Genomic DNA, 10,302 nt, shown 5'->3' with positions numbered 1-10,302 from the left:
TCGAAGACGAACTGCTGCGGCTCGGCGCCCGGCCCGGCTGCGCGGTAACCATCGGCGACATGACCTTCGACTGGGAGCCGCAAACGCCAGCGGGCGTCGACGTGCCGTTGTCCGGGCGCGGCACCGACATACGGCTTGAGCAGACCGATCGGGTCGGGGCCGCCGACCGTAAGACCGCCCGTCGGGAGCGCCGCCGTCGCGGCGATGAGTCGTGACTAGCCCGCGCCGGGAGGCCGTGCGGACCGCTCGCAGCGTCGTCGTCAAGGTCGGCACCACCGCGCTGACCACGCCGTCCGGTGTGTTCGACGCCAGCCGTCTCGCCACGCTCGCCGAGGCCATCGAGAGCCGGATGAAGGCCGGTTCGGATGTGGTGATCGTGTCGTCGGGCGCGATCGCCGCTGGGATCGAGCCGCTTGGGCTGACGAAACGTCCCGCCGACCTGGCCACCAAGCAGGCGGCGGCCAGCGTCGGTCAGGTGGCGCTGGTCAACTCGTGGAGCGCGGCATTCGCCCGCTATCAGCGCACGGTGGGACAGGTGCTGCTGACGGCGCACGACATCTCGATGCGGGTGCAGCACACCAACGCTCAACGCACCCTGGACCGGCTGCGGGCGCTGCATGCGGTGGCGATCGTCAACGAGAACGACACCGTCGCCACCAACGAGATCCGGTTCGGCGACAACGACAGGCTCTCGGCGCTGGTCGCGCATCTCGTCGGCGCCGATGCGTTGGTCTTACTGTCGGACATCGACGGGCTATACGACTCCGACCCGCGAAAAGGTAACGCGCGCTTCATTTCCGAGGTCGATGGACCGTCGGATCTCGACGGCGTCGTTGCAGGCCGCGGTAGCCATCTTGGCACCGGCGGAATGGCGTCGAAGCTGTCATCGGCACTGCTGGCCGCCGACGCAGGTGTGCCCGTGTTGCTTGCCGCGGCGTCGGACGCGGCGACGGCGTTGGCCGACGCGTCGGTGGGCACGGTGTTCGCCCCCCGCCAAGAACGCATGTCGGCGCGCAGGTTCTGGGTCCGATACGCCGCCGAGGTGTCGGGTGCGTTGACGCTTGACGACGGTGCGGTGCGAGCGGTTGTGCGGCAACGACGTTCACTATTGCCTGCGGGCATCACCGCGTTGTCGGGCCGGTTCTATGGCGGTGACGTGGTGGAGTTGCGCGCCCAGGACGCCACGATGGTGGCCCGCGGGGTGGTGGCTTACGACGCTACTGAATTGGCCGGCATGTTGGGCCGGTCGACGTCGGACCTGCCCGCCGAAATGCGGCGCCCGGCAGTGCATGCCGACGATCTGGTCGCTATTTAAGCCGAGCTTGCCAGCGCTGGCAGTTCATCGGCCAGCAAGGCGAGCATCGGGGAGCATCCGGCGTCGACCTTCACCACCGCCAGGTCGTCGCCGCGGGTGCGGCCGCGGTTGACGATTGCGACCGGAAGGCCCAGCGCTGAGGCGTGCCGCACGAACCGATAACCCGAATACACCGTAAGCGAAGATCCCGCCACCAGCAGCGCGTCGGCCCGATCGACCAGTGAATATGCTTGCTGGACACGGTCTTTCGGCACATTTTCGCCGAAGTAGACGATGTCGGGCTTGAGCATGCCGCCGCAACTTGGACAGTCGATGATCCGGAACGACGTGGTGTCGCCGATGACGGCATCCGCGTCCGGGGCGACCGCGATCCCGCCGACGGCCTCGGCGCGTTCGATAAAGCCCGGGTTCGCGGCTTCCAGTTGGTCGGCCAGTGCAGCGCGCGACATGGTATGCCCGCAGGCCAGGCAGATGACCTGTGCGTAGGTGCCGTGCAGGTTGATCACCGTGCTGCTGCCGGCCTTGGTGTGCAGGAGGTCGACGTTCTGCGTGATCACCCCGGACACCACGCCCGCACGCTCGAGCGCGGCAAGGGCCCGGTGCCCGGCGTTGGGCAGCGTTTCGTCCATGTGCCGCCAGCCGACGTGGTTGCGGGCCCAGTACCGCTGCCGAAACGCCGGGTCGGAGGTGAACTGGCGAATGGTCATCGGATTGCTGGGCGGCGAGTCAGGGCCGCGGTAGTCCGGGATTCCCGAATCCGTGGACATCCCGGCGCCCGTGAGCACCGCGACGCGCCGGCCCTGCAGCAGGGCGACGAGTTCAGGTGCTTCCACGTCTACGAGGGTACGGCTGCTTCCGGCTGCTCACTTCGATCGCCGGCTTCGTCTGCTCCCTCGTCCTGGTCATCGTCGTCATCGTCCAGGTCGTCGTCGTCATCATCGGCGTCGTCGTCCAGCAGAACCGTCTCGATGATCTCGACGTGCTTCTCGATGGCCTCATCGTCGCCGAGCGGCACCGAGATGGTGAGGATGCCCCTGTCGTACACCGCGTGGATTTCATCCTCGTCGGCGCCTGCCGGCAGCGTCACCGTCCGGGTAAACGATCCGTACGAGAACTCCGAGCGTGCATCCGACTCGCTGGTCTGCGTCCTGGTGGCCTTGATCGTCAGCTGGCCGTCGCGCACGGTGATCTCGACGTCCTCAACCGGATCGACTCCGGGCAGCTCGGCCCGCAGTTCGTAGTGCTCGTCTTTCGTCTCTTCCTCGACCCGGATCAGATTGCCGTCGAACAGAGGCCGAAGGCCCGCGAACGTCGGCAAGCCGCTAAAGAGCTCAGAGAGCTCGGGCAGCAACGGCCGCGACTGACGTTGAACGGCAAGCTTATTCACGATTCCTCCAGGGGATCATTGCGCGAAGTGACGTAACTCGACGATGCGCCCCGCAGGAAAAATCGGAGGATCGGGCGTGGTGCGGGCGGGCGAACGACAGGCCAACACGAGGTCTCGACGGTCAGCCCAGGCAGTCGGCGGCCGGGACGATCTCGGCGTGCATGTTCTTCTGCATCATCGTCAGCGCGGCATCGTTGAGTTCAGGTTCGATGTGGGCAACGGCATCCGGCGGCACGACGACCGAGTAGTGCCGCACGTACGCATCGAGCGCGCTGTAGAGGATGCACTGCTCGGTGACCTGGCCGGTGAGGATCAGTCGCCGGGCTTCCAGCCTGCCGAGCAGATAGTCCAGCGAGCTGGCGTAGAACGCGCTGTGGCGCACCTTCAACACCCGTAGGCCGCCTTCGTCCGGAGCGATCGGCTTTACGAGGTCCGGCCGGGCACCGTCCAGCGCTGCGGCGATGAGTTCGTCGAAATCGGCGGTGAAATCGCCGTAGTTGTCATTCACGTAGATCAGGTCGACATCGTCTCGTTCGCGGGCGCGGGAGATGAGTCCAGCCAGAGGTTGCACCATCTCAGCGACGTTGCGAGCCAGACGGTCTGCGTCCTCGTGCCGATACGTATTCAGCATGTCGATGACCAGCACGGCGGTTTCACTCATAGGACTTGCATACCCAGTTCGGTTTTCGGGCAACAATGAGGCATGGATTTCTACTCGGCGTACCGGCAGGGCTTCGTGCGCGTGGCAGCCTGCACCCACCACACGACGCTCGCTGACCCCGTGACGAACGCCGAGTCGGTGTTGCGGATGGCGCGCGACTGCCACGACGACAGCGTCGCGCTCGCGGTGTTTCCCGAGCTGACGCTGTCCGGATACTCGATTGAGGACATCCTGATGCAGGACGCCCTGCTCGACGCCGTCGAGGACGCCGTGCTTGACGTCGTGGTCGCCTCCTCCGAACTGATGCCGGTCTTGGTGGTCGGCGCGCCCCTGCGGTATATGCACCGGATCTACAACACCGCCGTGGTCATCCACCGCGGGAGGGTGCTAGGCGTGGTGCCGAAGTCCTACCTGCCGACATACCGGGAGTTCTACGAGAAACGCCAGATGGCGGCCGGCGACGACATGAGTGGCGCCATCAGGATCGGTGACGCGGATGTCCCGTTCGGCCCTGACTTGTTGTTCTCCGCGACCGATCTGCCCGGCTTCGTGCTGCACGTCGAGATCTGCGAGGACATGTTCGTTCCTGTGCCACCGAGTGCGGAGGCGGCTTTGGCGGGGGCGACGGTACTGGCCAACCTGTCCGGCAGCCCGATCACCATCGGCCGGGCAGAGGATCGCTGTCTGCTTGCGCGCTCGGCGTCGTCGCGCTGCCTGGCCGCCTACGTCTACGCAGCGGCGGGGGAGGGCGAGTCCACAACCGATTTGGCCTGGGACGGCCAGACGATGGTGTGGGAGAACGGCGTGTGTCTGGCGCAATCCGAACGGTTCCCGAAGGGGGAGCGACGCTCGATCGCCGACGTGGACCTGGAGCTGCTGCGCTCGGAGCGGCTGCGCATGGGCACGTTCGACGACAACGCCCGCCACCACGAGATCACCGCGGAGTCGTTCCGGCGGGTGGAGTTTGCGCTTGATCCGCCGTCCGGCGACATCGGTCTGCTGCGTGAGGTCGAGCGGTTCCCATTCGTCCCGTCGAATGAGGAACGACTGGAACACGATTGCTACGAGGCCTACAACATTCAGGTCTCAGGCCTGGAGCAGCGGCTGCGAGCGCTGAACTACCCGAAGGTGGTGCTTGGCCTTTCGGGTGGCCTGGACTCCACGCATGCGTTGATCGTCGCGGCGCGGGCGATGGACCGGGAAGAGCGGCCGCGCAGCGACATTCTGGCGTTCACGTTGCCCGGCTTCGCGACCGGCGAACGCACCAAGGGCAATGCCACACGGCTCGCCGAAGCGCTGGGCATCACGTTCGAGACGATCGACATCAGGTCGACGGCAGAGTTGATGCTCAGCGAGATGGACCACCCGTTCTCCCGCGGCGAGAAGGTGTACGACGTCACCTTTGAGAACGTGCAGGCCGGGCTGCGCACCGACTACCTGTTCCGGCTCGCCAACCAGCGCGGCGGAATCGTGCTGGGCACCGGGGATCTGTCCGAGCTGGCGTTGGGATGGTCGACGTACGGCGTCGGCGACCAGATGTCGCACTACAACGTCAACGGCGGCGTGCCGAAGACGCTGATCCAGCACCTGATCCGCTGGGTGATTTCGTCACACGAGTTCGACGATGCGGTCAACGAAGTACTGCAGTCCGTGCTCGACACCGAGATCACCCCCGAGCTGGTCCCGACAGGTGAGGACGAGGAGATCCAGAGCAGCGAGGCCAAGGTCGGGCCGTATGTGCTGCAGGACTTTTCGCTGTTCCAGGTGCTCCGGTTCGGTTTCCGGCCGTCGAAGGTCGCGTTCCTGGCCTGGCATGCGTGGAGCGATCCCGAGCGCGGCGACTGGCCTGTCGGCTTCCCCGAGAACAAGCGACCGTCCTACTCGCTCAAGGAGATTCGGCACTGGCTGCAGATCTTTGCGCAGCGCTATTACTCGTTCTCTCAGTTCAAGCGGTCGGCATTGCCGAACGGGCCCAAGGTCTCACACGGAGGTTCGCTCTCACCGCGTGGTGACTGGCGAGCACCGTCGGACATGTCGGCGCGCACCTGGCTCGACGAGATTGAACGCGAAGTCCCCGAAGACTAGAAGCCGCTAACCGGAGCCGGGCCAGCGCAATTTGCCTGCGCCCGCGGCGCCCACCGCCGCTCCGACCAGCACCCCGACCGTCGAGCACCACCACTGACCTGTCATCCCGGCCACTGTCACGCCGATGATCAGACCGATGATCAACGGGACCCAGAGCCAGCTTGCTTCTTGCTTGCTGTTCATCTGCTTGCGTGCCACCTGACCCACGCTAGCGCGGCCGTCATCGGCAGTGGCGGCTAGGTCGTGCCTACAAGCTCAATCCCATACTGGGGATGAAGCGGCCGACTGTGGCGAGGTAATCGCGGTAGGCGTCACCGTGCACCGTCAGCAGATAAGGCTCTTCGACGACGCGGACCTGAAGTTCGATCGTCACGAGAAGCAAGAGAAAACCGACAACGGCGACGACGTTTGGCGTCACCAAGGCAATTCCGAGGCCGAATACCAGCATCGCGGTGAAGATCGGGTTGCGCACCCAGCCGAACACTCCGCTGCGGACGAGTGTCGTTGTCTCGCTCGGGTCGACGCCGATCCGCCACGAATCGCCCATATCGAGCTGTGCGTACACAGTCGCGGCGATGCCGACGATCGCCAGCACCGCACCGGTGAGCTGGATCCACGCGGCCTGGAGGACGGTCAGCGGCGACACCACACCTGCCAATTGCAGCGCCGGCGCGGCGACGGCCGCGATCAGCGCGACCACGAACCCAACTCCGGCGAACCGCTCGGCCGAGCCCAGTCGGCCGCTCACCCCGCGAAATCCCGTCGATCCGGTGCGGCGCCGCTGTTCCCAACTGCGCCAACCGAATCCAAGTACGGCGAAAACGGCGAACAGAATAAGCGCGACGAACGGCATCGCAGTTCCTTTCGTCAGCAACACGGGTCACCCCGCAACGCATCTCGTCCCTCGCGGACCGCGATCGCGGCGATCACCAGCGCCGCAACGGGATCCGCCCAGGACCAACCGAACAACGCGTTGAGAATCAAGCCGATCAGCAGGACGGCGGACAGATACGTGCACAGCAGCGTTTGCTTGGAATCGGCGACCGCCGACTGCGAGCCCAGCTCGCGACCCGCACGCCGTTGTGCCACGGACAGCACCGGCATGATCAGCAGGCTCACCGCCGCGAGCCCGATGCCGATCGGAGAGTGGCTCGCTTCGCCCCGTCCTGCCAGCGACAGCACCGCGTCCACGCTGACGTAGAGCGCTAGCGCGAAGAACGAGAACGCGATGAACCGCAGCGCCGCCTTTTCCCGGGACTCGGGATCCTTGGCCGAGAACTGCCACGCCACAGCCGCGGCCGACGACACCTCGATCGCCGAATCCAGGCCGAAACCGATCAGCGCCGACGACGACACCCGAGTGCCCTCGGCAAGGGCGATGACCGCCTCGACGACGTTGTAGGTGATGGTCGCGGCCACCAGCCAACGGACTCGACGTGTGAGGGCATCGCGACGAGTCGCTGTCACGGACATCAGCAGCAGTCTTCGGTCTCGGCGGGGCAGCACGCCGGGTCGACGGCCAGGACGAGTCCCAGAAGGTCACCAAGCGCGTGGGCGATGCGCTTGTCGGCCAATTCGTAGCGGCTACGCCGGCCTTCCGGCTGGGCCACGACCAGGCCGCAGCCTCGCAGGCACGCGAGGTGGTTGGACAGGATCTGCCGCGACACACCGATCTTCTCTGCCAGCTCGGAGGGATAACCCGGCCCGTCCCGCAGCGTCAGAAGGATCTCGGCGCGGGTGGCGTCCGACAACGCGTATCCGAACCGCGACAAGGCGTCGCTATAGGTCACGGTCTGCATGCGCAGACAGTACATCAAATTCTGTATTCAAGAAAGGCTGAACTATTGCTCCGCGCCTGTCGATTCGGAGGTCGCACTTCCGCTCGATGCGTTGTCATCCGGCTCGGTCGCGGACGGGCCGTCTTGCGATCCACCGGATTTGTCCGGATCGGCGTCGCCGCTGTCAGTCGCGTCGGAGACGTCGGCGACGCTGTCCAGCGACTCATTTCGGGGCGCCCCAACCGGATCGGCGCCGGAAAGGGGGTCGAATTTGGGGCTTTGCCTGACCACGTTCGTCAACGGTTTCGGTGTGCTCGCGGATGGCGGCAACGCAGTCGACGCGACACTGGGGCTGTCGTTTCTGCTGTAGCCGGCATCCACGACCGGTTTCAACAGTTGGTTGACGGCATCGACGAGGGGTTTGGGCACCCCCCAATCGCGCAGCGGCTGCAGCAGTGGCAGGTCGTGTGTCGGCAGCAGGTAGGACGTCGTGGTACCGCCTCGGGAATTCACAGTTGTCGTGATGTTCTTCGGGGGCACCTGCGACAGGTCAGCCGTCACAGTGGCGTCGTGCACTCCTGAGAAACCGGGGATGACGCCCGAGCCCGCGATGGCGTTCAGCGTCGCCAACAGATTCCATGGCCTGTCGGGGAAGTGTGCCCAGCCGTCGTACTCCTTGGCGACCACGATGGTGTCGTCCGGGGTCACCGGTTCGGGCTGGGGCGTGTAATCGATTATCGGGATGTACACGCCCCTGAAGTGGGTGAAGACGCCGTTGCCGCGGTTCATGCCGGCGATCGTCACGAATGAGAGCTGCGAGTTGGTCCCGTTGGCCGCCAGCCTCCGCTGCACCGCGTCCACTACGAGCGAGCCTTGCGATATGCCGAGCACGACCGTGGGACCCGACGATTCGGCCATGGCTTCTTCGAGCTGCTCAATTCCGACGGCGACGGACTGGCCCACCGTGAGCGAGGTCAACCCGGTCAGCGGCCACGCCTGGGCCGGCCACTCGACGCTCACCCTGGTGTCATCGGCATAGCGGCCGCCGAGGACGGCCGCCATTTCCGCATCGCTGAGGACGGGCTGACCCTTACCGCCGATCATCAGAACCGTTGCAGCGGGAGTGAATTGGATTCCCGGGGCTATGAATGAGACGAATATCGCAAGAGAGACAACTAGGGGCGCAGTGACTCTCGCCAAGACCATGGGCGCGGAGGCGTACATAACCGATCTCCTCGAGCGTTAGGCGGCCCGGACTGACGAGTCGTGATGCGGACACCGTACGAGGTTGAGCGCCCGCCGGTACTTGAATCGGCAACAGAACGGCCGTGAGAACGACGTGGCTCAGAGCCGCCCGTCGACCCGCAACTCTGGGTGCACCCAGTCGGGTGACCGCCGCTCCTTGAACGACAGGAAGCCTTCGAGCGCCTCGGGCGAGGAGTAGCTGGCCTGCATGCCGATGCGGTCGAACAGGCCGAGGTAATTGTCCAGGCTCGACTTCACCACTCCCCGGGCTCCCGGCGCCGTCCGGCAGCACTGGCCGAGCACCTCGCGCGCACCGGCAAGCAGTTCGTCGTGCGGAATCACCCGGGCGACCATGCCCCAGTCCAGCGCCTCCTGCGCGGACAGGGTGCGGCCGGTGAACATCAGGTCGCGGGTGCGCACCGGCCCGATCAGGCGCGCCAGCATCTGGCTGTAATACGTGTCGGCGATGCCGCGCAACAACTCGGGCACCCGGAACGTCGCGCGGTCGCTGACAACGGCCATGTCGCTGCACAGCGCGATCTGCAGTCCACCGCCCTGACACAGCCCGTTGACGGCGGACACCACTGGTTTGACCGACTGGCGCAGCGTCTCGAACGGTGTCACGTCCATGCCCAGCGCTGACCCGAACGTCAGCCAGTTGTCCGAGCCGTCGCCGCCGCCCATGTCGCCGCCGGGGGCGAAGACGTCGCCGGTGCCGGTGATGAGCAGACCAGCAAGATCCGGATCGGCGTCGACGTGCCGAACCGCGTACCTGATACCGAAGTACATCGCCGGCGTCATCGCATTGCGGGCCGCGGGGCGGTCCAGCGTGCACACACCGAACGGCCCCTCCCGCGTGAAGCGTAGATACGGCGTGCCGAGCCAGTCGCCATCCGGCGGACGCGGTGTGCTGGTGGTGGTCGTCATATCTGTCGGTCCCGAGCCTCTCTATTGGAAACAGCGTCATCGATGGCCTCCGCGTACGGCGCGCAGTCGCCCGCCCCCGGCACCAGCGTCGACAAGGCACCGGCCGCGCACGCCCGGCGCAGCGCGTCCTCGTGCCCGTCGAGCCACCCGGCGGCCAGGACGCCGGCGAACACGTCACCCGCGCCGGTGGTGTCGATCGCCTCGACTGGGGGCGACGGCACGTCGAAACGTTCATCCGCGCCGAGATAGCTCGCGCCGCGCGCACCGCGGGTGATCACCAGATGCGGCACCGGCCAATGCCATTCGCGGGCCTCGGCCTCGTTGACGACGACGACGTCGGCCAGCTCGGACAGCCCTAGCAGCTCGTGAGGTTTGGCGCCCGTAGGAGAGGCGTTGAGGATGACAACCGCGCCCGCGGCTCGCGCCACCCCTGCAGCGGCGACGGCAGTCGCGACCGGGATCTCCAACTGCAACAGCACCACGTCGCTGTCGGCGATCACCGCGCGAATGTCAGCGGAGTTCAGGCTCAGATGCGCGTTCGCGCCGGGTGCCACCACAATCGTGTTCTCGGCCGACGAGTCGACCACCAGAACCGCCGAACCACTCGGCCCGGGCACGGTGACCACCCCGTCGAGCCCGACGTCGTTGGCGCGCAGGTGCGTCCGCAGTTGCTCGGCCGCCGAATCTGTACCGAGTGCCGCGACGAGTTGCACAGACGCACCGGCCCTGGCGGCGGCAACGGCTTGATTGCCGCCTTTGCCTCCCGGCGACGACGAGAGTGACGATGCGAGAACGGTTTGTCCCGGCCGCGGCAGGGCATCGACTGTGAACGTCAGATCGGCGTTGACACTGCCCACCACGCAGACTCGCGCCACCATAATCATCAAAAGTAGACCAGCGGCGG

The 10,302-nt window shown here is 66.1% G+C and carries 11 protein-coding genes and 2 pseudogenes; 3 read left to right on the top strand and 10 right to left on the bottom strand.

Annotated elements, in window-relative coordinates:
* A pseudogene (locus tag VFH65_RS03555) lies at positions 1–215 on the top strand (GTPase ObgE); the annotation flags it as partial.
* A complete protein-coding gene (gene proB, locus VFH65_RS03550) occupies positions 212–1,315 on the top strand; it encodes a glutamate 5-kinase (RefSeq protein WP_353319751.1) in 1,104 nt (367 codons plus the stop codon). The pseudogene VFH65_RS03555 and the gene proB, both read left to right, overlap by 4 nt.
* Here the strand turns inward: proB and VFH65_RS03545 are convergent.
* The 3 genes and pseudogenes from VFH65_RS03545 to VFH65_RS03535 form a co-directional block, all read right to left on the bottom strand.
* Entirely contained in the window at positions 1,312–2,148 is an 837-nt protein-coding gene (locus VFH65_RS03545; RefSeq protein ID WP_353319750.1) for an NAD-dependent protein deacetylase, read from the bottom strand. The two genes, proB and VFH65_RS03545, sit on opposite strands and share 4 nt — an antisense overlap.
* A gap of 125 nt (positions 2,149–2,273) precedes the next feature.
* Positions 2,274–2,705 (bottom strand): annotated as a pseudogene (locus tag VFH65_RS03540) (Hsp20/alpha crystallin family protein); the annotation flags it as partial.
* 118 nt (positions 2,706–2,823) lie between these two features.
* On the bottom strand, positions 2,824–3,363 hold the full coding sequence (locus VFH65_RS03535) for a cysteine hydrolase family protein (protein ID WP_353319749.1): 540 nt from the start codon (positions 3,361–3,363) through the stop codon (positions 2,824–2,826).
* A 42-nt stretch (positions 3,364–3,405) separates the two neighbouring features.
* Here VFH65_RS03535 and VFH65_RS03530 point away from each other — a divergent pair, with 42 nt between their 5' ends.
* Positions 3,406–5,448, top strand: a complete 2,043-nt coding sequence (locus VFH65_RS03530; protein WP_353319748.1) for an NAD(+) synthase — start codon at positions 3,406–3,408, stop codon at positions 5,446–5,448.
* A 6-nt stretch (positions 5,449–5,454) separates the two neighbouring features.
* Here the strand turns inward: VFH65_RS03530 and VFH65_RS03525 are convergent, their stop codons facing one another.
* The 7 genes from VFH65_RS03525 to VFH65_RS03495 all read right to left on the bottom strand — a co-directional run bounded on the left by VFH65_RS03525 (position 5,455) and on the right by VFH65_RS03495 (position 10,276).
* Complete coding sequence (locus tag VFH65_RS03525; protein WP_353319747.1) at positions 5,455–5,646, bottom strand: hypothetical protein; 192 nt, start codon at positions 5,644–5,646, stop codon at positions 5,455–5,457.
* A gap of 49 nt (positions 5,647–5,695) precedes the next feature.
* Entirely contained in the window at positions 5,696–6,301 is a 606-nt protein-coding gene (locus VFH65_RS03520) for a methyltransferase family protein (protein ID WP_353319746.1), read from the bottom strand.
* Positions 6,302–6,315: 14 nt separating this feature from the next.
* Positions 6,316–6,921 (bottom strand): cation transporter, encoded by a 606-nt coding sequence (locus tag VFH65_RS03515; protein ID WP_353319745.1) that lies wholly within the window; start codon positions 6,919–6,921, stop codon positions 6,316–6,318.
* Positions 6,921–7,247 (bottom strand): ArsR/SmtB family transcription factor, encoded by a 327-nt coding sequence (locus VFH65_RS03510; RefSeq protein ID WP_353319744.1) that lies wholly within the window; start codon positions 7,245–7,247, stop codon positions 6,921–6,923. The genes VFH65_RS03515 and VFH65_RS03510 overlap by 1 nt, the downstream gene beginning before the upstream one ends.
* Before the next feature lie 42 nt (positions 7,248–7,289).
* Entirely contained in the window at positions 7,290–8,330 is a 1,041-nt protein-coding gene (locus tag VFH65_RS03505) for a PE-PPE domain-containing protein (protein ID WP_353319743.1), read from the bottom strand.
* 240 nt (positions 8,331–8,570) lie between these two features.
* Positions 8,571–9,398 carry an enoyl-CoA hydratase/isomerase family protein gene (locus tag VFH65_RS03500; protein WP_353319742.1) on the bottom strand — a complete coding sequence of 276 codons (828 nt, stop codon included), beginning with the start codon at positions 9,396–9,398 and terminating at the stop codon, positions 8,571–8,573.
* Positions 9,395–10,276: a ribokinase gene (locus tag VFH65_RS03495; protein ID WP_353319741.1), complete on the bottom strand. Its 882-nt coding sequence runs from the start codon at positions 10,274–10,276 to the stop codon at positions 9,395–9,397. Before VFH65_RS03495 ends, VFH65_RS03500 begins: the two co-directional genes overlap by 4 nt.
* Positions 10,277–10,302 lie beyond the last annotated feature (26 nt).

The organism is Mycobacterium sp., from assembly GCF_035697385.1.
Taxonomy (GTDB): Bacteria; Actinomycetota; Actinomycetes; order Mycobacteriales; family Mycobacteriaceae; genus Mycobacterium.
This window is presented reverse-complemented; position numbering and strand designations above follow the sequence as displayed.